We start from the raw sequence: 24723 nt of genomic DNA, 5'->3' as shown, positions 1-24723 counted from the left end.
AGTTTGACTCGGGAGAGCTTGTAATCAGTCACGAGCTATTCAGCTCGGATAATGCGGGATAAAACTATGTCAGAGAAAACTGGCGGAGAAAAACTGCTTTATTGTTCCTTTTGTGGCAAGAGTCAGCATGAGGTAAAGAAGCTGATCGCCGGTCCTTCGGTGTTCATATGCGACGAATGTATCGAGTTGTGCAACGATATCATTCGCGAGGAAATACAGGGCGTGGAGGCGGCCAAGCTCGCAAAGTCGGACCTGCCTGTTCCCCATGAAATTCGCCAGATCCTGGATCAATACGTGATCGGCCAGGAGCAGGCGAAGAAAATTCTGTCGGTAGCGGTTTATAATCACTACAAGCGTCTGAGAACCCTCGCGAAATCCGCCGACCCGGATGAGATCGAGCTGGCGAAGAGCAACATCCTGCTGATCGGCCCCACAGGCTCCGGCAAGACGCTGCTCGCCCAGACGCTGGCGCGTTTGCTGGATGTGCCTTTTGTCATGGCGGACGCGACAACGCTGACCGAGGCGGGTTATGTCGGCGAGGATGTTGAAAACATCATCCAGAAACTGCTTCAGAAATGTAACTACGACGCAGAAAAGGCGCAGCAAGGCATTGTCTACATAGACGAAATCGACAAGATTTCGCGCAAATCGGATAATCCGTCCATCACGCGCGATGTCTCGGGTGAGGGTGTGCAGCAGGCACTGCTCAAGCTGATCGAGGGCACGGTCGCGTCCGTGCCGCCGCAGGGAGGGAGAAAGCATCCCAACCAGGAGTTCGTGCAGGTAGATACCACCAATATTCTTTTCATTTGCGGGGGTGCTTTTGATGGCCTGGAGAAGATCATACGCGCTCGCTCGGAGAAGGGCGGGATAGGTTTCAGCGCCAGCGTAAGAAGCCAGGATAACCGCAAGGATTTTGGTGCCGTGCTTCGCGGTGTCGAGCCCGAGGATCTGGTCAAATATGGCCTGATTCCGGAATTCGTCGGCCGATTGCCTGTCGTTGCAACCCTCGAGGAACTCGATGAGGCCGCGTTGATTCAAATCCTGACCGAACCCAAGAATGCGCTCATCAAGCAGTATCAGAAAATGTTTCACATGGAAGGGGGCATCGATCTCGAGTTCCGGGACCAGGCTCTCAAAGCGATTGCCCGCAAGGCGCTGGTGCGAAAGACCGGTGCGCGAGGTTTACGCTCCATTCTTGAGGCTGCGCTGCTGGATACGATGTTTGATCTGCCGTCACTGGAGAATGTTGCCAAAGTGGTGATTGACCACAGTTCCGTCAATGGGGATATCAAACCCATTCTGATCTATTCGGACAAACCGAAAGTGGCGAAGAGCTGCTAGTCCGGGTTTCGTGTTTCGACATTGCCGTTGTTGCCTTGAATTTCTTTACGGCGTCCCCATAACTATCGTTTGTTTCTTATAGGTGAGCCGATATGTCCTCTCCCATGAACGATCAAAATCAGATTTCATTACCTTTGTTGCCATTGCGCGATGTGGTGGTTTTTCCGCACATGGTGATTCCCCTGTTTGTCGGCCGCCCCAAGTCCATCAAGGCGCTGGAAATCGCGATGGAATCCGGCAAGAGCATTTTGCTTGTGGCGCAGAAATTTGCAGCCAAGGACGAGCCCGCGCCCGAAGATCTGTACGGGGTGTGCAGCGTCGCAAACCTGCTGCAAATGCTCAAGCTGCCGGATGGCACCGTGAAAGTACTGGTGGAAGGCGGTCGCCGCGCGCGCATCATGAAAGTGGTTGACGATGGTACGTACTTTGCCGGTGAGGCAGCATTGCTGCCGCCCGATGCCGTGGATAACCATGAGGTCGAGGCGATGCGCCGCGCCATGCTGGCCCAGTTCGATCAGTACGTGAAGCTGAACAAGAAAATTCCTCCGGAGATCCTGACTTCGCTCAGTGGCATAGACGAAGCAGGCCGTCTGGCTGATACCATCGCCGCGCACCTTCCTTTGAAGCTTGAGCAGAAGCAGGAAGTGCTGGAAATTTTCGATGTGCCGAAGCGCCTGGAGCACCTGCTTGGTCTGCTGGAAACCGAGCTTGACATACTTCAGGTGGAAAAGCGTATTCGGGGTCGTGTAAAGCGGCAGATGGAAAAAAGCCAGCGGGACTACTATCTCAATGAGCAGGTGAAGGCCATCCAGAAGGAGCTGGGTGAAGGCGAGGAAGGCGCTGATCTGGAAGAGATGGACAAGAAGATCAAAAGTGCCCAGATGTCCAAGGAAGCGCGCGCCAAGGCGGAATCGGAGTTGAAAAAACTGCGGTTGATGTCGCCCATGTCGGCTGAAGCCACCGTGGTGCGTAATTATATTGATGCGCTGGTGGCCCTGCCATGGAAGAAAAAAAGCAAGATAAGCAAAGACCTCAGCGTCGCGGAAGCCGTGCTCGAGCAGGATCACTACGGCCTGGAAAAGGTCAAGGAACGGATCGTCGAGTATCTGGCGGTACAGCAGCGCGTGGATAAGTTGAAAGCACCCATCCTCTGCCTGGTAGGGCCGCCCGGGGTAGGGAAGACTTCATTGGGGCAATCGATCGCCCGGGCCACCAACCGGAAGTTCGTCCGCATGTCGCTCGGCGGCGTTCGCGACGAGGCGGAGGTACGGGGCCATCGCCGCACCTATATTGGTTCCATGCCGGGCAAGATCCTGCAGAACATGGCGAAGGTGGGCGTGAAGAATCCCTTGTTCCTGCTCGACGAGGTGGACAAGATGGGCATGGATTTTCGGGGTGACCCCTCATCCGCACTCCTGGAAGTGCTGGATCCCGAGCAGAATAACTCGTTCGTCGATCACTATGTCGAGGTTGAGTATGATCTGTCGGACGTGATGTTCGTCGCGACCGCGAATACGTTGAACATCCCGGCGCCGCTGCTGGATCGCATGGAAGTAATCCGGCTGTCAGGCTACACCGAGGATGAAAAACTCAACATCGCGACACGCTATCTGTTGCCAAAACAGATGAAAAATCACGGCTTGAAGGAAAACGAGCTGACCGTCTCGGAGTCGGCCCTGCGGGATATCACCCGCTATTACACCCGCGAAGCGGGCGTGCGGGCGATGGAGCGGGAAATTTCCAAAATATGCCGTAAAGTGGTGAAGGCGCTTCTGCTGAAGGGCGGCCAGAAACGGATTACCGTCACCGGAAGGAACCTCGACAAATACCTTGGCGTAAGGCGTTACACCTATGGCGTCGCGGAGGAAAAGAACCAGATCGGGCAGGTGACGGGCCTCGCCTGGACCGAGGTCGGGGGAGAATTGCTGACGATAGAGGCCGTCGTATTGCCAGGCAAGGGTAAATCCATCACGACCGGAAAACTGGGCGAGGTCATGCAGGAATCGGTTCAGGCCGCCCTGTCGGTGGTTCGCAGCCGGTCAAGGGCTTTGGGTATTGCGGATGATTTTTATCAGAAGAACGACATCCATATCCATCTGCCGGAAGGTGCAACACCGAAAGACGGCCCCAGTGCCGGTATAGGTATCTGCGTGGCGATGGTATCCGCGTTGACCAACATTTCGGCACGCGCAACTGTCGCGATGACTGGTGAGATCACACTTCGCGGCGAGGTGCTGGCAATTGGCGGACTCAAGGAAAAACTGCTGGCAGCGCACCGCGGCGGCATAAAAACTGTGCTGATTCCCGAGGATAACGTTAAAGATCTGAACGAAATCCCGGAGAACATCAAAAACAGGCTGGATATCCATCCGGTCAAATGGATAGATCAGGTGCTGGATCTGGCCCTGGAATCCAAACCCGAACCGCTTCCGGCTGCTCCTTCATCCGTTCCTGCTCCTGTTGCGGTGGAAGGCGAGGTGACGCCGGCGGTCATCAAGCACTAGGTTTGTTAAAGAGTCTGTATCACAGGAGTGATAGGGGGCTAATGACCTGCAAAGGTCTTATAAAGGCGAAGCGGAAATATTTTTACAATGGCTTGACCAGGCACAAGCCGCTTGATATAAAACGTTTGCAGGGTTTTTACTCTCTTAACAATAATGAAAGGGGAATCACGTGAATAAAGCTGAACTCATCGATGCCATCGCGAAATCATCGGACATTTCCAAAGCTTCGGCGGGAAATGCGCTGGACGGTGCGCTGGAAGCGATCAAAGCCGCTCTTAAGAAAGGCCAGACTGTAACACTGGTAGGATTTGGGACATTCAAAGTAGGCACGCGTGGTGAGCGCACCGGCCGCAACCCCCGTACAGGCGCTGCTATCAAGATCGAAGCCACCAAGGTTCCTAAATTCATTGCTGGCAAGGCGCTCAAGGATGCAGTAAACTAGCGGCTTATCGGCGGGGGTGCTTAGCTCAGTTGGTAGAGCGTCGCCCTTACAAGGCGAATGTCGGCGGTTCGACCCCGTCAGCACCCACCAGAGTCAGATTTACTGGAGTGGTAGTTCAGTTGGTTAGAATACCGGCCTGTCACGCCGGGGGTCGCGGGTTCGAGTCCCGTCCACTCCGCCATATCTGTTTACATCAGGGCGAACGCGAGTTCGCCTTTTTTATTCGTTTTCCGTCATTCAATGTTTGATTTCGTCAACAAGAAAAGACGCATCGTTCAGATCATCCTGGGACTTGCCACATTACCGTTCGTTTTCTGGGGCGTGGAATCCTATCGCAATGACGGTGCGGGTGACCACGTTGCGCTCGCCGCAGGAGAAAAAATCTCACGCCAGGAATTTGAGCAGGCGCTGCGCAATCAGCAGGAGAATATGCGCGCCACGATGGGGGAGAATTTCAACCCCACGCTGCTGGAGAGACCGGAAGTGAGAGCGGCCATCCTGGAAGGATTGATCCAGCAGCGCTTGCTGCGGCAGGAGGCATTTCGCGTTGGCCTGGGGGTATCCGACATGCAACTGGTCGAGATGATCCAGAACATCGATTTATTTCAGGAAGACGGAAATTTTTCGAAGCAGCGCTATGAAGAATGGCTGCGGAGCCAGGGAATGAGCGCGCGCGCTTTTGAAGCACGCCTGCGTCATGATTTGATGCGGCAGCAACTGGTTGACCCTTTCTCCAAAAATGCGTTTATTTCCCATTCGGTGGCGGAAAGAATCCTGCGCCTGGGTGACGAAAAGCGTGAGGTGAGTGTCGTTCAAATCCAGCCGGAGCAGTTTCTGGCGAACGTCAAACCGGGTGATGACGCCATCAGAGCCTACTATGAGGCGCACAAGGCCGAATTCCGGTTGCCGGAGCAGGCGCAGGTCGAATATGTGGTGTTATCGATGGATGCGCTGGCCGAGAAGGCGCAGGTAACCGCCGATGAAGCGCTGGCATATTACGAGGAGCACAAGCACGAATTCGGGCAACCCGAAGAACGCCGCGCGAGTCATATCCTCATAAGCGCACCTGCCTCGGCTTCCGCTTCTGATCGGGCGGCAGCGCGCGCCAAAGCTGAGGAGCTGCTGGCGGAAGTCAGAAAATCCCCGCAGCGTTTTGCGGAATTTGCGAAACAGCATTCCCAGGATCCAGGGTCAGCGCAGACGGGTGGAGATCTCGGTTTTTTCGCACGCAACATGATGACGAAGTCATTCGAGGACGTGGTTTTCCGGATGAAGCCGGGTGAAATCAGCGATATCGTCGAAACTGAGCATGGATTTCATATCATCCTGCTGGCGGAGACAAGAGGCGGAAAGCAGGCAAGTTTCGAGGAAGTGAAGAAGCAGGTTGAACAGGATGTCAAGAAACAGAAAGCTGCAAAGATGTTTGGTGAAATGGCAGACAGCTTCAGTAACATGGTGTATGAGCAGAGCGATAGCCTGAAACCGGCTGCGGAAAGTCTTGGCCTGACCATACAGCAGAGCGGCTGGATTCGGATGAATTCGGATGTGCCGCCTTATTTCAACAATGAAAGGCTGCTTCAGGCAATATTTTCGGAAGACGCGATCAAGGATAAACGCAACACGGAGGCGATCGAAGTTTCTCCCAACACGCTTGTTTCAGCCAGAGTGCTGGACTACAGACCGGCTACTACCCCTTCTGTAGATGAATTGAGGGATAAAATCACGGTGTTGATCGCCCGGCAAGAGGCTTCCAAAGCAGCGGTAAATGAAGGGAAGGAGCAGCTTGCGCAGCTGCAGCAGGGAAAGACTGCCGCAATCAAATGGACTCCCAGCCAGCAGGTTTCCAGAAGGGAGCGCCAGGGTTTTGATAATGAGACGGTACAGGCAATTTTCAGGGCTGAAACAAATCACCTCCCGGCCTATTCAGGCCTGCCGAATGCTCGGGGTGGTTTTACCCTGATTCGCATTGACCATGTCATCGAGCCACGGGCGCCCAGCGCAGAGGAGCGAAAAAGTTTTGCAGGCCAACTGAGCCAGTTGTTCGCCCAGGAAGAATTTTCATCCTATCTGAATGGAATCAAGAGAAGGTATGATGTATCGGTCAGTGAGAACTTCGAGAAATAGTCATGCTCCGGGATTAGAGAGTGTCGAAGGCAATCGTGTTGAATCCGGCATCGACATGGGTAATTTCACCCGTTATGCCGCCTGCCAGATCACTGCATAGAAAGGCGGCGACATTGCCCACATCCATGATTGATACATTACGCCGCAGCGGCGCGACCTTCTCCGTGTAGCTCAGCAGCTTTCCGAAATTGCCGATTCCTGCCGCAGCCAGCGTTTTGATCGGCCCTGCCGAAATCGCATTGACGCGTATTCCCTTGGGACCCAGGCTGGACGCCATGAAGCGGACATTGGCTTCGAGACTTGCCTTGGCCAGTCCCATAACGTTGTAATTCGGCATCACCCTTGTTGCACCCAGATAGGAGAGCGTCAGAAGCGCGCCATTTCGTCCCTGCAGCAGCGGAAGAGCGGCTTTCGCCAGCGCAGCGAAACTATAGGAGCTGACATCGTGGGCAATACGAAAAGCCTCACGGTTTACGGTTTCAAGATAATCTCCGCTGAGCGCCTCGCGTGGAGCAAAGGCAATGGAGTGAACAATGCCATCGAGGCTATCCCAGCGCTTTGCGAGATCATCGAAACATCGGTCGATTTCCTCATCCTTTGAAACATCGCAGGGAAAAAGCAAATCGCTGTCAAATTCCTTAATGACTTTTTCGACCCGTTCACGCACACCTTCTCCTTGATAAGTAAAGGCAAGCTGGGCGCCCTCGCGATGCATCGCCTTTGCGATGCCATATGCAATCGAACGGTTGGTCAGAAGGCCCGTGATGAGAATGCGCTTGCTGGCGAGAAATGTCATGTCATATCCTTGCGGCGTTGGAGTAATGATGTGAAATATGGAAATACGGTGTCCCGGTTCGTCCGGATATCCCGAAGTCGCGCGGACGGCTTGAACTCCTGAAGAAACTGCGGGTCAAGGTACACGGGCAAATAACGTGACGTATAGCGTCGAACTGAAATATACGCTGAACCTGGCCAACTCCCGGCATTATAGCTTCAACTGTTGCATGCTTGTAGAATCACACGGTTTGCCGAAAATCTGCTCATGGGGAATCAAGAATTGCCGCTGTACCATCAAGCCTGTGTTTACCCGATTTCTGAATAAGACTGCAACCTTGCCAGCGACGCATTTCCTTCCCGCATTCCTTGCTGTTCTGGTGTGCGCCTGCAGCGGCAACCCGTGGAACAGTCCATATCCTGCCGCGGATGCGGAAAAAAATATACTTTATGCTGCTTTTGCCGAGCGTCCCAAGCACCTGGACCCGGTGCAGTCCTACAGCTCCAATGAGATTCTTTTTACGGCGCAGATATATGAACCGCCGCTGCAATACCATTACCTGAAACGTCCCTACGAATTGACTCCCGCTACCGCGACGAAAATGCCGGAGGTGCATTATTTTGACGAAAAAGGCGCGCGCCTGGGCGACAATGTGGACCCCGGTCAGATCGCCTTTACCGTTTATGAAATTTCAATCAAGTCCGGTATACGTTATCAACCTCATCCGGCCTTTGCCAGGGACTCACAGGGAGAGTTCCTTTATCACAGGCTTGGCGAGGAGGATGTACGTGGCATATACAAGTTGAGCGATTTTCCGCAAACCGGCTCCCGGGAACTCACTGCTGCGGATTACGTTTTCCAGATCAAGCGGCTGGCTCATCCCCGGTTGCACTCCCCCATTTTCGGCCTGATGTCCGATTACATCGTGGGCCTCAAGGAGTATGCAGCAACGCTCGAGACGGCGGCCAAAGAACACTCCAGCGAGCAGGGGGAACAGAGCGGTCGCGAGCAGGACGGTGAGGATTACCTGGATCTTGCGCGTTATCCCCTGGAGGGAGCAGAGGTGGTGGACCGGTATACCTATCGCATCAAGATCAAGGGCAAATATCCGCAGTTCAGGTACTGGCTGGCAATGCCTTTTTTTGCACCCATTCCTTGGGAGGCGGAGCGCTTCTACAGCCAGAAAGGCCTGTCGGAAAAAAATATCAACCTCGACTGGTATCCCGTCGGGACCGGCCCTTACATGCTTTCGGAAAACAACCCGAACCGAATAATGGTGCTGGAAAAGAATCCCAATTTTCATGGCGAAACTTACCCTTCCGAAGGAATGCCGGGGGATGCGGAAGGGGGGCTGCTGAAAGATGCTGGCAAACCGCTGCCTTTCATAGAAAAGGTCATATACAGCCGGGAGAAGGAAAGCATTCCACGCTGGAACAAGTTTCTGCAGGGTTACTATGATGCATCCAATATCGGTTCCGACAGCTTCGACCAGGCCGTGCAATTGACAGGACAGGGAGAGGCTACCGTAACCGAGGCAATGAAGGAACAGGGTATTCGGCTGGAAACGGCTGTTGCGACTTCCACGAATTATGTCGGCTTCAATATGTTCGATCCGGTAGTCGGCGGTGTAGGGAAACGTGGCCGCGAATCGGCCAGGAAGTTGCGCCAGGCGATTTCCATTGCAGTGGATTATGAGGAGTATGTCTCCATATTTGCCAACGGACGCGGTATTCCGGCGCAAGGCCCGATTGCTCCAGGCATCGCCGGTCATCGCGAGGGCAAAGAAGGCATCAACCCGGTGGTCTATGAGTGGGTAGACGGGCGGCCCCGCCGCAAGCCGATCGAGGTGGCCAAGGCATTACTGGCAGAAGCAGGCTATCCCAACGGCATTAGCGCCAAAACTGGTGAGCCGCTCGTACTTTATTTCGACGTAACGGCTCGCGGCGCGGAGGATAAATCCAGTCTCGACTGGATGCGCAAGCAATTTCAGAAACTCAATATCCAGCTGGTGGTCCGCAGCACCGACTACAACCGCTTTCAGGACAAGATTCGCAAGGGCAATGCCCAGATTTTCGAGTGGGGCTGGAACGCTGATTATCCCGATCCGGAGAACTTCCTGTTCCTGCTACATGGTCCGCAGCAAAAGGTAGGCAATGACGGCGAGAACGCTTCCAATTACTCCAATCCTGAATATAACCGGTTGTTCGAACAAATGAAGAATATGGAGAACGGTCCTGTGCGCCAGAAGATCATCGATAGAATGGTCAATATCCTTCGCCATGATGCACCCTGGCTGTGGGGCTATCATCCCAAGGATTATGGCCTGTATCACTCATGGTATGGCAACGTCAAACCGAACAGACTGTCAAACAACAATGTCAAATATCTGCGCATAGACGGAGTCTTGCGCGAGCAGAAGCGGCGTGAATGGAATGAACCGATTGTCTGGCCCGCTATCGCAGGATTGATTGCGCTGGCCGGGAGTCTGCTTCCCGCCGTGCTTGTTTACCGGCGTAGGGAACGAGGAACAGGAATATCGGATGCCGCGTTGAAAATGGAAGCTCAGGGGTGAAGGGTGGGTGATGCTTAATTACATCATCCGACGCATCCTGTATGCGATCCCCATTCTGGTGGGGGTTAACCTGATTACTTTCACCCTGTTTTTCGTCGTGAACACGCCCGACGACATGGCGCGCATGCAGCTTGGCATCAAGCGTGTTACACCGGAGGCCATCGCCAAGTGGAAACAGGAGCGCGGCTATGATCAGCCGCTGATGTTCAACAATGCCGGGGAGGGCCTCGAGAAAGTTACCCGTACCATATTTTTCGAGAAATCCGTCGCCATGTTCGCGTTCCGCTTCGGTCGCGCCGATGACGGGCGCGACATCGCCTACGAAATCAGGACGCGCATGCTGCCCAGTCTCGCCATTGCACTTCCGGTATTCGTGCTGGGACTCATCGTCTATATCACCTTCGCATTGACAATGGTGTTTTTTCGGGCTACCTACGTGGATTTTTGGGGTGTGGTACTATGCGTCGCGCTAATGTCCATCTCAAGTCTGTTCTATATTATCGGGGGGCAATTTCTGATCAGCAAATTGTGGCATCTCGTGCCCATATCAGGTTACGGCCAGGGGCTGGATTCGGCCAAGTTCCTGGTGCTGCCGGTGATCATCGGCGTCATCAGCGCGGCCGGTGCAAACACGCGCTGGTATCGAACACTTTTTCTGGAGGAAATGGGCAAGGACTATGTGCGTACTGCCCGGGCCAAGGGCCTGCCGGAAAGTGCCGTGCTGTTTCGGCATGTGCTGCAGAATGCCCTGATTCCGATTCTTACCGGGGCCGTTGTGGTAATTCCCCTGCTGTTTCTAGGAAGCCTGATCGTGGAATCATTTTTCGGCATTCCGGGATTGGGCAGCTATACCATCGATGCGATCAACTCTCAGGATTTTGCCGTGGTGCGCGTGATGGTGTTCCTGGGATCGCTGCTCTATATCGTCGGCCTGATACTGACTGACATTTCCTATACGCTGGTGGATCCGAGGATAAGGCTGGAATGACAATATTCCGGCAAGGTTGACATGTCTTTCAAGCCTGTAATCCTGTGGACTGATGCGCTCGTCTACGTTCTGGTTGCCGTAATCGTTATCTTTGCCTGGCAGGTGCGGCGCCATGAACATCTTCTCGCGCCCTGGCGGCGCGTAGGACGTAGTGCAAGCGGCATGGCGGCACTCACCATACTGATGTTTTTTATCGTTATCGGGTTGCTCGATACGATACATTTGCGTCCCGCCATCGAAAACGGCAATGGCGGCAGCGAAACTGCTTACGGGGTCGAAGTGTTGAGCCTGCTCGACCTGCTTGCAACGCCTCTGCGCACACAGGTGGAAACGACCTACTCGGCGCCTTTCGCCACGCATCTCTATGCTCGGGAAACCGTGGAGTTGCCGGGCGGAGGGCAGGTACGCGAATTTCCCCGCCTGAAATTCGGCGGAGCGCACCTGCAGGACCCGGAAACTCAGCTTTTCGGCGATATTGCCACCAGAGCTGGAACAGGCGCGGGCCTTGCCCTGCTGCTCTGGTTCTTGATCGCGACATCGGTGACAGCGATCGTGGCGCACTGCAGGGGTGAAAGGTTTGTTTCCACGCTTTCCACAATCTGGCAAGGTATTACTCCGGTGCCATGGAGAGCGGTATTTGTGACGCTCGCCCTGATACTGCTGCTGGGCGGTGCCGCTCTTGCATTGTGCAGCGATTACCACATTCTTGGCACGGACAAGGTGGGGCAGGACGTATTTTACCAGTCCCTCAAGAGTATCCGCACCGGACTGCTCATAGGAACGCTCACGACACTGATGATGCTTCCTTTTGCATTGCTTCTCGGAGTTGCCGCAGGTTATTTCCGGGGTTGGGTAGATGACTTGATTCAATACCTGTACACCACGCTCAGTTCGATTCCGGGTGTTCTGCTGATCGCTGCCACCGTGCTGATGATGCAGGTTTATATGGAGACTCATCCCGAGCTGTTCGATACAATCGCTGCGCGCGCTGATCTCCGATTGCTGTTTCTCTGTGTCATATTGGGGGTTACAAGCTGGACTGGCCTGTGCCGGCTCCTGCGGGGCGAAACCCTGAAGCTGCGCGAAATGGAATATATCCAGGCAGCCAATGCGTTCGGCGTTTCCCACTGGCGCATCATCAGCCGCCATCTTATCCCCAATGTGATGCATATTGTGCTGATCACCACCGTGATGGATTTCAGCGGGCTGGTGCTGGCAGAGGCTGTACTGTCCTACGTGGGAGTGGGCGTTGATCCTTCAACCATCAGCTTTGGCACCATGATCAACGCCGCGCGCCTGGAAATGGCGCGGGAACCGATGGTGTGGTGGGCGTTATTTGCCGCCTTCACCTTCATGTTTGCGCTGGTCCTGAGCGCGAATCTCTTTGCCGATGCGGTACAGAGTGCGTTCGATCCAAGGATGAAGACTCTGTCTGCGCTGGCGAGAACATGGCGCCGGAAAAGCATAGGGAAGAATGCGTAACCAGTTCTCTTCTTCCGCAGAGGATTCTCTCCCGTCATGAGCCCTGTTCTGGAAATCAAAAATCTGGAGACCGTTCTGCACACGGAGCCGCGGCCGGTTTGGGCGGTCGATGGGCTTACGCTGCAGATCATGAAGGGCGAAACATTTGCACTTCTGGGAGAATCCGGATGTGGCAAATCCATTACTGCGCTTTCGATAATGCGGCTGTTGCCGGAAGCCGGCGAAATCGTGGGCGGTTCTGTCCGTCTGGGCGACGAAGACCTGCTGCTGCTTCCCGAGGCAGCCATGCGCAATGTGCGCGGAAAACGCATTGGCATGATTTTTCAGGAGCCGATGCTGAGCCTCAATCCGGTGATGACCGTAGCGCAGCAAATTGGCGAGGTATTGCAGCGCCATTTCGATTTGCGGGGGCAAGCGGCGGAAAAACGCATCGTGCAAATTCTGGATCAGGTGGGAATACCGGATGCAGCAAGTCGTATGAATGAATATCCTTTCCAGTTTTCCGGCGGAATGAAGCAACGGATGATGATCGCCATGGCCCTGGCCGGAGAGCCTGAACTCCTGATTGCGGATGAGCCCACTACCGCGCTGGACGTGACTATCCAGGCGCAGGTGCTGGAGCTCATGCGTGGCTTGCAGCAGCAGGGTGGCATGGCAATCTTGCTGATTACACACGATCTCGGCGTGGCTTCAGAGATGGCGCATCGAGTGGGAATAATGTATGCAGGGGAAATCGTGGAAACGGCGAGCCGTGAGGCGTTCTTTCGCGGTCCGGCACATCCCTATTCCCGCAAGCTCCTTGCTGCCTTGCCCGGCAGGGACAGGCGCAAGCAGGGTCATCGGCTGGATGCGATCAGGGGCAACGTTCCCTCCCTGTCACGGGAATTCGTTGGCTGCCGTTTTGCAGACCGGTGCGACCATGCCTGGGAATTGTGTCATCAGGTCGCGCCGGGATGGACCGCGCTAACCGGAGAGCAGCAGGTAAGGTGTCACCTTTTTAATCAGAATTTTGGATCAAAGATTGTCAAGCCGGCCGTTTCGGGACAAGCAGCCGCGCCGGCAACGCTGGATGCGGAAAGCAGGGAATTCGAATCTTCCCCCGCTCCTGGAGCGGAGCAATCAACGCCTGATGGTTCCCTGTTATCCGTTACTGATCTGAAAGTTTATTTTCCCATTCATAAGGGCTTGATGAGGCGTGTGGCGGGATACGTCAAGGCAGTCGACGGAATCTCGCTCAGGATTGACCGGGGCAAAACACTGGCACTGGTGGGGGAATCAGGCTGCGGAAAGACGACGGCGGGAAAAGCAATGCTGCAACTCATTCCGCCTACGACAGGCAACGTGCGCTATAACGGGGTGGAACTGGTAGGTCTGGAGCGCCACCGGTTAAGGAGCCTGCGCAGCGAATTCCAGCTTATATTCCAGGATCCGTATTCATCACTCAATCCCAGAATGCGCATTGTCGACATTATCGAAGAGGGGATGAACGCCCTCGGCGTCGAAGATGACGGGAAAGAGCACGAGGAAAAAAGAGTGGACAGGTTACTCGAAAGTGTCGGCCTGCCAGCAGAGACCAAATGGCGTTACCCGCATGAGTTCTCCGGCGGGCAGCGTCAGCGGATAGCCATTGCTCGCGCGTTGGCCGTCAACCCGAAGTTGATCGTATGTGATGAGCCCACCAGCGCGCTGGATGTGTCGGTGCAGGCCCAGATTTTAAATCTGTTGAGGGAATTGCAGCGCAATCTGGGCCTGGCCTATCTGTTCATTACCCATAATATTTCAGTAGTCGAATACATTGCGGATGAGATCGCGGTCATGTATCTCGGAAGGATAGTGGAACGCGGGACGGTGGACGAAGTTCTGGACAGCCCCCGCCATCCCTATACCCAGGCACTGTTATCCGCTGTTCCCGTTATCGAACAGGAGTCGAAGCGGAAGGTTATTCGCCTGCACGGCGACCTTCCGTCGCCCGCCAACCCGCCACAAGGCTGCCATTTTCATCCCCGTTGCTCCCACGTCATGCCGGTCTGTCGTAAAAACTACCCGGCAGCAAGCATATTCAGTTCAACGCATACGGCACACTGCTATCTTTATCCTCAAGACGAGGAGCAGTCAGACCGTAAAACACAGGCATAAGATAAGGAATATCCCGAATGGTTGGTCAGGAAGTGGCGCGCAGGCGCACGTTTGCCATAATTTCTCACCCGGATGCCGGTAAAACGACACTCACGGAAAAATTGTTGTTATTCGCGGGCGCCATCCATATCGCCGGCAGCGTCAAGGCGCGAAAGGCGAGCCGCCATGCGACCTCCGACTGGATGGAGATCGAGAAGCAGCGGGGCATTTCGGTTGCCAGTTCGGTCATGCAGATGGAGTATGGAGATTGCGTCATCAATCTGCTCGATACGCCGGGACACCAGGATTTCTCGGAGGACACTTACCGGGTGCTGACCGCAGTGGATGCCGCCCTCATGGTGATCGATGCCGGCAACGGCGTGGAAGCCCAGACATTACGCTTGCTGGAGGTATGCCGTGCACGTAACACCCCCATTATCACTTTTGTAAACAAGATGGACCGGGAAGTGCGCGAGTCGCTCGATCTCATCGATGAGATCGAACGAACACTGCGCATGGCAGCGGTGCCGTTCACATGGCCGATGGGGATGGGACGCAATTTTCAAGGCGTCTTCGACCTGCGGCACAATCACATGCGTGTTTTTCATCCCGGTTCTGACAGGCTGGACGATGAAGATGAAATCATCAAAGGCCTGGATAATCCGCTGCTGGCGGAACGTTTTGCACACCAGGCTGTGAATTTGCAGCAGGAAATCGAGCTGATACGTGGCGCTTCGCCGGAATTCGACCAGGAAGCGTTTCTCGCAGGCCGCCAGACTCCGATTTTTTTTGGTTCGGCCATTAATAACTTCGGCGTGCGTGAAGTGCTGGATGCCCTGGTAAGTCTTGCCCCGCCGCCTGGTTCACGCAGCGCATTGCAGCGTCACGTGCAGCCGCACGAACCGCGGTTTACGGGAGTAGTGTTCAAGATTCAGGCCAACATGAATCCGGCTCACCGCGATCGTATTGCCTTCGTGCGCATCTGTTCCGGCCGGTTCGAACGCGGCATGAACCTGAGGATCGCACGTAACGACAAGGATATTCGTACCAACGGGGTCGTATCTTTTCTCTCCCAGCGGCGCGATTTGCTAGACGTTGCCTATCCCGGGGATATCATCGGCATTCCCAACCATGGGACACTGCAACTCGGGGATACGCTGACAGAAGGAGAGCGCTTGCAATTTACCGGCCTGCCATTTTTCGCGCCGGAAATCTTTCAGACGGTGGAAATTGCCGATCCCATGCGCAGCAAGCAGCTCAAACTGGGGCTGGCGCAATTGGGCGAAGAGGGCGCGATCCAGGTTTTCAGGCCTCACCTGGGCAGTGCACTGCTGTTAGGCGCGGTCGGAGCTTTGCAGTTCGACGTCGTCGCGCATCGCCTCAAGCATGAATACAGCGTGGAAGCCCGGCTTGCTCCTGCGAAATACCAGCTGGCGCGATGGGTTACCGCTGAGGATGCGCGTGAACTCAAACGCTTCATCGACACCAACGCCCACCGTGTCGCCTATGATGCCGTAGGGGCACCGACATTCCTGGCTTCCTTCGGCGCGGAACTAAGCGTGGCCCAAGAAAACTGGAAACACATTCGTTTCCACAAAATGCGCGAGCACGCCGGACTTGTGTTTCAGGAGTCTGCCGATGTCTGACAGCCTCGAAGCGAACCTCAGCGGATTTCCGCGAGCAGCTTGCCCATCATCTGTTCCGCCTGGCTGAGATATCCTCGGCCGAACAGGTTGAGATGGTTCAATATGTGATACAGGTTGTAGAGGGTTTTGCGGGTTGCATAATCCGCATCCAGTGGGTAGGCGGATCGGTAAGCCGCATAAAAACTGCCGGGAAAGCCGCCAAACAGTTCAGTCATCGCGATATCCGTTTCGCGGTCACCGTAATATACGGCAGGATCAAATATGACGGGTTGTCCCGTTTCATCGAAATCGTAGTTGCCGCTCCAGAGGTCGCCGTGCAGGAGCGATATCGCGGGCTGTCCGTCGGGAAAGAAGCAATCCAGCTCCCCCATCAATCGCTCCCCCTGCGTCTGTAACCGTCCCGAGTAGCCATTGGCCTTCGCCAGTTGCAATTGATATCCTAAACGGTGCTTGCGCCAGAAATCGATCCAGTTGGACGAACGCGTATTGATTTGCCCGGTCGCCCCAATGGTGTTATTGCATGTCCACCCGAATTCCCCGAAAGAGACATGATGCATTGCAGCCAGTCCTTCTCCCAGCGCCCTGGCGCCGCTACCGGAGCCGCCGCGCATCTCCACATATTCCAGCACCAGCCACGCCACAGAAGTATTTCCGCTCCAGCATATTGGCGCAGGCGCGCGCAGGGTGCAGGAATTGCGAATTTCCTGAAGACCCGCAGCCTCCGCCTCAAACATCGAAAGACATTCCGGGCTGTTCAGTTTGACGAAGAACCGTCGGCCGTTCCCTTCGATTCGATATGCCTGATTGATGCAACCGCCACCCAGGGGGGAAGTGGTTTGTACGGTAAAAGGAGCACCGGTGGAATGGGAGATTTGCGCCGCAATTTCTGTCCAGGACTGTTGCATAAGGTTGCTTCAGGCAATTGCGCGGCTGTCAGTTGCGGATAGCCATTCCCTTGCCCGCCGTATGGCGGCGGCAACCTGTACCGGGGCAGTACCGCCAATGTGATTGCGGCTATTTAACGAGCCTTCCAGCGTCAGCACAGTGAAGATATCGTCCTCCACCAGCGGGGAGAATTGCTGCAGCTCCGGTAGCGTGAGCGCGCTCAAGTCGCGATTGCTGTCCTCGGCAAAGCGCACTGCCTGCGCCACTGCTTCATGCGCTTCACGGAAAGGCAATCCCTTCTTTGTCAGATAATCAGCGAGGTCGGTGGCAGTGGCATACCCGCGCGTCGTTGCTTCCCGCATGGCAGCATGCTTGACGCGTATACCAGCCAGCATGTCGGCATAGATGCGCAGCGTATCCGTCACGGTATCTACTGTGTCGAAGAGAGGCTCCTTGTCCTCCTGGTTATCCTTGTTGTACGCAAGCGGCTGGGCCTTCATCAGGGTCAGCAATGCGACCAGATGGCCGTTCACGCGCCCGGTTTTGCCGCGCACCAGTTCGGGCACGTCCGGGTTTTTCTTTTGCGGCATGATGGATGAGCCGGTACAGAAGCGGTCAGCCAAGTCGATAAATCCGAAAGATGGGCTCATCCACAAGATGAGTTCCTCGGACAAGCGCGACAGATGTGTCATGATCAGCGCTGCTGCCGCACAGAATTCAATGGCAAAATCACGGTCGGAAACGGCATCCAGAGAATTTTCGCAGACACCCTCAAAACCCAGTTCCCGCGCTACCATCGCGCGATCGACGGGATAGCTTGTTCCTGCCAGCGCGGCGGCTCCCAGCGGGAGTTTGTTCACGCGCTTTCTGCAATCGGACAAACGCTCCACATCGCGTTTCAGCATTTCGAAATAGGCCATGAGGTGGTGTCCGAAGACGATGGGTTGCGCCACCTGCAAGTGAGTGAAGCCGGGCATCACCGTATCGAGATGCTGCTCGGCCAGATGCAGCAACGCGTTCTGCATGACATGGATCAGGTCGATGATCCGGTCGATCGAGGCGCGCAAATAGAGCCGTATGTCCGTCGCTACCTGATCGTTGCGGGAACGTGCCGTGTGCAGCCGTTTCCCGGCGTCACCGATCAGCGCAGTCAGGCGCTTCTCGATATTGAGATGAACGTCCTCCAAGGCCAACTGCCAGACAAATTCGCCACTCTGGATTTCCTGCCGGATCTGGCTCAGGCCCCGTTCGATGGCGGCGAGGTCATGATGACCGATAATGCCACCCGCAGCGAGCATGCGCGCATGTGCGAAGGATCCCTGGATATCGTACTCTGCCAGTCGCTTGTCGAAACCTACTGACGCGGTATAACGCTGAACCAGTTCCGAAACTGGCTCATCAAAGCGTCCTGACCATGTGTTTGTGTTATCGCCGGGCAGCGCTTCCGTGCTTTTTGAGGCCGTCATAATGTTTCCGGTGGAATGGCTTACAAAGGTTGGAGTCCTTTGAAACCACTTTCTATCGTTGTTTCAGAAAAGAAAAGACGAGTATAAATCAAATCATCTGTCACAATGCCGCAGCCCTGCGTCAGGAATGTTCCAGAGGAATTTATGCGCCAGATATTCTTAGAATTCCAGCGGGTCGATGTCCAGCGTCCAGCGCACTTTATGGCTGGGAAGGCTGTCGAGCTTCGTGCGCCAGCTCCCGAGGAATTCCTGCAGCTTCTTCCTGGACCTCGACTGCACCAGCAGATAAGCGCGCTCCATTCCCTTCAGTCGCGCCATTTGTGCCGGAACCGGATCAAATACCTCAATTTGGTGTGGCGCTTTTGCCATGGTTGCCGCATTGGCAAGAAAGGCAAGTGCGGTAGCAATTGCCGGGGCGTTGGCCCGTAATAGAGCCTGATAGACGAATGGCGGGAAGCGCGCGGTTTTCCTTTCTTCCAGCAGCATCCGGGCAAGCGTGTCGTAATCGTGCTGGCGCAGTGCGCGGTAGAGCGGGTGATCGGGGAACTCGGTTTGAATCAAAACTTCGCCGAGGGTACCTGAACGCCCGGCGCGCCCGGCTACCTGCATCAGTTGGGCAAACAATCGCTCCGATGCACGGAAATCGGTGCTGAATAGGGAGGCATCCGGGTTCAGGATACTGACCAGCGACAGATTTGGAAAATCGTGTCCTTTCGCGAGAATCTGCGTGCCCACGAGCATGTCCACGCGCTGCTCGCGAATATCTTTCAATATCCGTTGCCAGGAATCTTTCCGCCTCGTGCTGTCGCGGTCTATCCGGGCGATACGGGCATGGGGGAAAAGCCGGGTCAACGCAGCTTCGATTCGTTGTGTGCCGTGACCAAAAGGAGCAATATCCTGATTCCCGCATTCCGGGCAGAGGCTGGGAAATCCCGCTTGATGGCCGCAATGGTGACAGCGCAGTTTTTTTTCGCGCAAGTGGACGACCAGACGGCTGGCGCAGCGGTGACAGACAGCTGTCCACCCGCATGCTCTGCATAGCAGAATTGGCGCGTAGCCACGGCGGTTTATAAAAACCAGGCTTTGCTGGTTTGATGCCAGGCATTTTTCCAGTGCGGTGATGACTGGAGGCGAAAAACCCTCCTGAGTTTTTATTTTACCGATATCGATACAATGCACGGTTGGCAGGGAGGCATTGTCGGCGGCACGCGAGGGCAGGCGCAAGAGGAGATAGCGTCCCGTAATGGCGTTGTAATAGGTTTCAAGCGACGGAGTGGCCGAACCCAATACTATGGGTATCCCGGCGCGCTTTGCACGAAAGACAGCGACATCCCGCGCCGAGTAGCGCAAGCCCTCCTGCTGTTTGAATGAGAGATCGTGCTCCTCATCCACGATGATCATTCCCAGCCTTGGCAGTGGAGTAAATACAGCGAGCCGGGTGCCCAGTATTATTTCGGCTTCTCCAAGTTGTGCCTGGACCCACCCCTCGGCGCGTTCGGTGGGATTTAACCCGCTATGGAGGCTGGCCAGCCGTACCCCGGGAAAGCGCGCGCGGAAGGTGGCCTCCAGTTGAGGCGTCAGGTTGATCTCCGGGACGAGGACGAGCGTCTGTCGCGCCTGGCGCAGCAGCAGTGAAATCAACCGCAGGTATATCTCCGTTTTTCCGCTGCCGGTTACCCCATGCAGCAGCCATGTATTGAATTCCCCCATTTTCGGGACTATCGCATCGATCGCACTTTTCTGCGCAGCGGTCAGGACGGGGAGCGCCTGTGTTTCTTGAGCCGGAGAAGCCGAAACGACGGGAGGTGCAACAGGTATTTCTTCCACCCATTGCAAAGCGACAAAGTCCTTCATGACTTCAGAAGTCCGCCTGGAAAATTGTTTTGCCTCCCCATCTTCGATCATCCCGGATTCCTTCAGCTTTACCAAAAGTCTGCGTCTGGCGATGCTGCGGCCGGGAATGGCCGATATATCGACAGCGCGACCCCTCGTCGTAAGGCGGTATTGAAAAATGGCGGGCGCCTTGCGAATGAAAAAAGGTTGGCTGCTGCGCAATCTGGTCGGAAGGCCATTCATTACCACTTCTCCCAGCGGGTGGTGGTAATACTCGCTGCAAAAACGGAATAAATCGAGCAACTCCGGTGGCAGGGGTGGAACATCGCGAAATACTTGGCCGGCTTGCTTGATCCTGTCCGGGGAAATGTCGGAGTGAGAGGCCACTTCCATGATAACCCCCGCCATCCGGCCTTTTCCAAAGGGAACGAATACGCGGCAACCGATATCCTGTTTCGTTACTCCTGCCGGGGCGAGATAATCGAAGAGTGTATTCAAAGGCTTATCAAGCGCAACGCGAATGATGGACATGCCAGGACGAGCGGTGATCGGGGGTGGAAAGGGGGTATGATAAACGCGGCGAGGATGAAATACGAATCCTGTCGGCCAGGCAAGAATGACTCGCTTCCCGAGTTGATGTCTCCCCTATCCGGGTTCTCCGGGCCCAGGAGATGTCGAGTTTTCTTACACCTGTGTAATAAAAATATAACGCAAATAATACAACTACTTGAATTTAATGAAAATATCATTTCTGGCACGAGATATGCTGCGGTCCTTGCAATGCCTGGTATGACTAAGGATCAATAGATTATCGCGCATTTTGCCCTATTTGCTCTCTGACAAACTGCTTGACTTAAGTGCGGGACGGGGAGTAGTCTTTACGGGCTTATGGGTATGTAAAGTACTGGTAGTGGCAATATAGGTGGTACCAGGGAGGGATTTGGGGTATGGTCTGGTTGCCGCTATTTAGCGCTACCGGTATTGGGAAGTAAGCGACAGTTTGTTGTTTGTTCTTGCAAGCCATTTTTTGGGTAGTGGAAGCGGCAGCAAGCGGATATCGGAAGTTGGAAGTATCAGGCAGCATGAAGGGCAAGCGCTTCTGCCGGGGTTGGAGAGGGAGGAAGCGGCTGCTGGAAGCAAGGCAGTACTTGATTAACAAGATAGCAGGAGGAAGCAAAATGGCAACAACGATGGGAACGTCGAGCCAGGCCAAGACGAGTGGCCGGGACTACGACATGTCGCTGTGGTATGACTCGAAGTGGTACAAGTTTGGTCTGATCACGATGCTGGCGGTAGCGATATTCTGGATCTGGTACCAGCGCACGTTTGCCTACTCGCACGGGATGGACTCGATGGAACCCGAGTTCGAGAAAGTGTGGATGGGCTTGTGGCGTGTGCACATGATCGTGATGCCGCTGTTTGCGCTCATCACCTGGGGGTGGATCTGGAAGACGCGCGACACCAAGGAGCAGTTGGACAATCTTGATCCGAAGCTTGAAGTCAAGCGCTACTTCTACTGGATGATGTGGCTGGGCGTATACCTGTTTGGCGTGTACTGGGGCGGCAGCTTCTTTACCGAACAGGACGCCTCCTGGCACCAGGTCATCATCCGTGACACGAGCTTCACGCCAAGTCACGTAGTAGTGTTCTACGGCTCCTTCCCGATGTACATCGTCTGCGGGATAGCGAGCTACCTGTATGCGATGACACGCCTGCCGCTGTATTCGCGCGGCACCTCGTTCCCGCTGGTCATGGCCATTGCAGGGCCGCTCATGATCCTGCCGAACGTAGGGTTGAACGAATGGGGCCACGCCTTCTGGTTCATGGAAGAACTCTTCAGCGCACCGCTGCACTGGGGCTTCGTGATACTGGGCTGGTCGGGATTGTTTGCAGGCGGGATTGCGGCCCAGATCATCACCCGCTACTCCAACCTGACGGACGTCGTCTGGAACGGCCAGAGCAAAGTCATCCTCAACAACCGCATCGTACCGTACGACAAGAAGTTTTAGGATTGACTCGCTGCCATACGCAGTGAGATACGCAGTGAGCAGCACCTGGCCGCATCGCTCCCGCACGGAAGAGCGATGCGGCCAGCGGTAACACAACCAGGCAAGCTCAAGCAATGCGAGGCGGCGGCACCTGGAGCAAAAGGGGAAAGGAGCCGCTGAACCTGGGAGCAGCAAGGAAGCAGCAAGGGATTCATGCAGGATTTATCCAGTCATGTAGACCCTTGCTGAATCACGAGGTTCCCTGGAACTCGCAGCAACAATTGACAGTTTTAGTCGCGTAACATTTGAGGGAGGGTGCGATGAGCAGAACAGATGAAATACTGAAGGCGGCGAAGATGCCGCCTGAAGCGGTAAAGATGTCCAGGATGATAGACGTGATTTACTTCCCGATTCTATGCATTCTTCTGGTTGGAACCTACCACATGCACTTCATGCTGCTGGCGGGTGACTGGGACTTCTGGCTTGACTGGAAGGACCGGCAATGGTGGCCGGTGGTAACCCCGATCGTAGGGATCACCTACTGCGCTGCCATCATGTACTACCTGTGGGTGAACTACCGCCTGCCGTTCGGGGCCACCCTGTGCGTGGTGTGCCTGCTGACGGGCGAATGGCTGACCCGCTTCTGGGGCTTCTACTGGTGGTCGCACTACCCCATGAACTTTGTATTCCCCTCCACCATGATTCCTGGCGCGCTGGTGATGGACACCGTCATGCTCCTGACGCGCAACTGGATGATCACGGCTCTGGTTGGCGGTGGCGCCTACGGCCTGTTGTTCTACCCTGGCAACTGGACCATCTTCGGCCCGACCCACCTGCCGCTGGTGGCAGAAGGCGTGCTGCTCTCGGTAGCCGACTACACGGGCTTTCTGTATGTCCGTACCGGCACCCCTGAGTACGTGCGCCTGATCGAACAAGGGTCGCTCAGGACCTTTGGCGGTCACACCACGGTTATTGCCTCCTTCTTCTCCGCGTTCGTCTCCATGCTCATGTTCACCGTCTGGTGGTACTTTGGCAAGGTCTACTGCACCGCCTTCTACTATGTCAAGGGTGCGCGCGGCCGTGTCAGCATGCAGAACGACGTGACGGCATTTGGCGAAGAAGGCTTTGCCGAGGGGATCAAATAATGAACGCAAAGAACCTGTTCAAGAAGAGCATTGCAGGATTCTGCAGTATTGCCGCCCTGGGACTGGCGCTGACGCTTGACATCCAGCCGGCGGCAGCGCATGGAGAGCGTTCGCAGGAACCGTTCCTGCGCATGCGCACCATCCAGTGGTATGACATGAAATGGGGCCCCGAGACCACCAAGGTCAACGACATCGCCACCATGACCGGCAAATTCCACCTGGCCGAAGACTGGCCGCGCGCGGTGGGCAAGCCTGGTCGCGCCTTCTTCAACGTAGGCAGCCCCAGCCCCGTGTTCGTGCGCCTGTCCACCAAGCTCAATGGCGAGCCCACCTACATCTCCGGACCGATGGAGATCGGGCGCGACTACGCCTTTGAAGTCAGGCTCAAGGCCCGCATTCCCGGACGCCACCACATGCACGCCATGGTCAACATCAAGGACGCAGGCCCGATTGCAGGTCCTGCCGCCTGGATGAACATCTCTGGCAGCTGGGACGACTTCACCAACCCGGTGAAGCTCTTGACGGGCGAGACCATCGACACCGAGACCTTCAACTTCAGCAACGGCATCTTCTGGCACATCCTGTGGTTGTCCCTTGGCGTCTTCTGGATCGGCTACTACGTAGCGCGGCCCATGTTCCTGCCAAGGAGCCGGGTGCTGCTGGCCTATGGAGACGAGCTCCTGCTCGACCCCATGGACAGGAAGGTAGCGTGGGTGGTGCTGATCCTCACCTTTGGCATTGTCTGGGGCGGCTATCGCTACACCGAGAACAAGCACCCCTACACGGTGCCGATCCAGGCGGGCGAATCGAAGGTCGAACCGCTGCCGGTGAAACCCAACCCGATCGCAATCAAGGTCACGCACGCCAACTACGACGTGCCGGGACGCGCCTTGCGGGTGACGATGAGTGTGACCAACAGCGGCGACAAGGCCTATCGCATCGGGGAATTCACCACTGCGGGCGTGCGCTTCATCAACAAGGTGGGCTTGAAGCACCTGGACCGCGGCTATCCGAAGGAACTGGTGGCCACCGGCCTGTCGTTTGACAGCGATACGCCGATCCAGCCTGGCGAGACGCGCGAAGTCAAGATGGAAGCGAAAGACGCGCTGTGGGAAGTGCAACGGCTGATGGCGCTCCTGGGTGACCCGGAAAGCCGCTTTGGCGGACTTCTCATGACCTGGAGCGATGACGGCGATCGCAACATCAACAGCATCGCAGGTGCGGTCATCCCGGTCTTCACCAAGCTCTAAGGTCAAACCCCGGGGTCAGCCCCTATAGGGTCAAACCCTGGAATCAACCTTAAGCAGCCTGGCTCCTGCCCTGATCAGGGTGGGAGCCGGGGAAAAAGACTGGAACATGGCAACACGCAAACACCGGTCCGCCACCGTTACAGACGGCAAGGTGGATCGGTGTT

General features: G+C 55.5%; 16 protein-coding genes and 2 tRNA genes. 14 read left to right on the top strand and 4 right to left on the bottom strand.

What is annotated here, in order from left to right:
* The first annotated feature begins 66 nt into the window (after window positions 1-66).
* From clpX to ACZ5BW_RS12175, 6 genes are all read left to right on the top strand, one after another.
* Entirely contained in the window at window positions 67-1344 is a 1278-nt protein-coding gene (gene clpX, locus ACZ5BW_RS12200; RefSeq protein ID WP_464540316.1) for an ATP-dependent Clp protease ATP-binding subunit ClpX, read from the top strand.
* Between the two features lie 92 nt (window positions 1345-1436).
* Window positions 1437-3848, top strand: coding sequence for an endopeptidase La (lon, locus tag ACZ5BW_RS12195; RefSeq protein WP_464540314.1), 2412 nt, complete (start codon window positions 1437-1439; stop codon window positions 3846-3848).
* Between the two features lie 169 nt (window positions 3849-4017).
* Window positions 4018-4290: an HU family DNA-binding protein gene (locus tag ACZ5BW_RS12190; RefSeq protein ID WP_464540312.1), complete on the top strand. Its 273-nt coding sequence runs from the start codon at window positions 4018-4020 to the stop codon at window positions 4288-4290.
* Window positions 4291-4304: 14 nt separating this feature from the next.
* A tRNA-Val gene (locus ACZ5BW_RS12185) sits at window positions 4305-4380 on the top strand.
* Window positions 4381-4394: 14 nt separating this feature from the next.
* Window positions 4395-4471: transfer RNA gene (locus ACZ5BW_RS12180), tRNA-Asp, on the top strand.
* 59 nt (window positions 4472-4530) lie between these two features.
* Window positions 4531-6414, top strand: a complete 1884-nt coding sequence (locus ACZ5BW_RS12175; protein ID WP_464540310.1) for a SurA N-terminal domain-containing protein — start codon at window positions 4531-4533, stop codon at window positions 6412-6414.
* Window positions 6415-6427: 13 nt separating this feature from the next.
* Here the strand turns inward: ACZ5BW_RS12175 and ACZ5BW_RS12170 are convergent, their stop codons facing one another.
* Window positions 6428-7210 (bottom strand): enoyl-ACP reductase FabI, encoded by a 783-nt coding sequence (locus ACZ5BW_RS12170; protein ID WP_464540308.1) that lies wholly within the window; start codon window positions 7208-7210, stop codon window positions 6428-6430.
* A 283-nt stretch (window positions 7211-7493) separates the two neighbouring features.
* On the opposite strand from ACZ5BW_RS12170, the gene ACZ5BW_RS12165 reads away from it, so the two are divergent.
* Genes ACZ5BW_RS12165 through ACZ5BW_RS12145 form a run of 5 tightly spaced genes read left to right on the top strand, consistent with a single transcriptional unit; the run spans window position 7494 to window position 15992 of the window.
* Complete coding sequence (locus ACZ5BW_RS12165; RefSeq protein ID WP_464543706.1) at window positions 7494-9761, top strand: ABC transporter substrate-binding protein; 2268 nt, start codon at window positions 7494-7496, stop codon at window positions 9759-9761.
* A 10-nt stretch (window positions 9762-9771) separates the two neighbouring features.
* A complete protein-coding gene (locus tag ACZ5BW_RS12160) occupies window positions 9772-10749 on the top strand; it encodes an ABC transporter permease (RefSeq protein WP_464543705.1) in 978 nt (325 codons plus the stop codon).
* Between the two features lie 21 nt (window positions 10750-10770).
* Complete coding sequence (locus ACZ5BW_RS12155; protein WP_464540305.1) at window positions 10771-12231, top strand: ABC transporter permease; 1461 nt, start codon at window positions 10771-10773, stop codon at window positions 12229-12231.
* A 36-nt stretch (window positions 12232-12267) separates the two neighbouring features.
* Window positions 12268-14367, top strand: coding sequence for an ABC transporter ATP-binding protein (locus ACZ5BW_RS12150; protein WP_464540303.1), 2100 nt, complete (start codon window positions 12268-12270; stop codon window positions 14365-14367).
* 17 nt (window positions 14368-14384) lie between these two features.
* Window positions 14385-15992, top strand: coding sequence for a peptide chain release factor 3 (locus ACZ5BW_RS12145; RefSeq protein ID WP_464540301.1), 1608 nt, complete (start codon window positions 14385-14387; stop codon window positions 15990-15992).
* Between the two features lie 17 nt (window positions 15993-16009).
* Here ACZ5BW_RS12145 and ACZ5BW_RS12140 read toward each other — a convergent pair whose 3' ends face one another.
* From ACZ5BW_RS12140 to ACZ5BW_RS12130, 3 genes are all read right to left on the bottom strand, one after another.
* Window positions 16010-16897 (bottom strand): fructosamine kinase family protein, encoded by an 888-nt coding sequence (locus ACZ5BW_RS12140; protein WP_464540298.1) that lies wholly within the window; start codon window positions 16895-16897, stop codon window positions 16010-16012.
* A 9-nt stretch (window positions 16898-16906) separates the two neighbouring features.
* The gene (gene argH / locus ACZ5BW_RS12135) at window positions 16907-18343 is read right to left on the bottom strand and encodes an argininosuccinate lyase (protein ID WP_464540296.1); all 1437 of its coding nucleotides are present in this window, start codon (window positions 18341-18343) and stop codon (window positions 16907-16909) included.
* A 159-nt stretch (window positions 18344-18502) separates the two neighbouring features.
* Window positions 18503-20707: a primosomal protein N' gene (locus ACZ5BW_RS12130; protein ID WP_464540294.1), complete on the bottom strand. Its 2205-nt coding sequence runs from the start codon at window positions 20705-20707 to the stop codon at window positions 18503-18505.
* 647 nt (window positions 20708-21354) lie between these two features.
* On the opposite strand from ACZ5BW_RS12130, the gene ACZ5BW_RS12125 reads away from it, so the two are divergent.
* The 3 genes from ACZ5BW_RS12125 (at window position 21355) to ACZ5BW_RS12115 (ending at window position 24559) form a co-directional block, all read left to right on the top strand.
* Window positions 21355-22185, top strand: a complete 831-nt coding sequence (locus tag ACZ5BW_RS12125; RefSeq protein WP_464540292.1) for a methane monooxygenase/ammonia monooxygenase subunit C — start codon at window positions 21355-21357, stop codon at window positions 22183-22185.
* 299 nt (window positions 22186-22484) lie between these two features.
* Window positions 22485-23309: a methane monooxygenase/ammonia monooxygenase subunit A gene (locus ACZ5BW_RS12120; protein WP_464540290.1), complete on the top strand. Its 825-nt coding sequence runs from the start codon at window positions 22485-22487 to the stop codon at window positions 23307-23309.
* Window positions 23309-24559, top strand: a complete 1251-nt coding sequence (locus tag ACZ5BW_RS12115) for a methane monooxygenase/ammonia monooxygenase subunit B (protein ID WP_464540288.1) — start codon at window positions 23309-23311, stop codon at window positions 24557-24559. Before ACZ5BW_RS12120 ends, ACZ5BW_RS12115 begins: the two co-directional genes overlap by 1 nt.
* Window positions 24560-24723: the final 164 nt, after the last annotated feature.

It is taken from the genome of Nitrosospira sp. TNL300 (assembly GCF_055385915.1).
The sequence above is the reverse complement of the archived record's forward strand: the minus strand, read 5'-3'. Positions and strand labels throughout refer to the sequence as shown.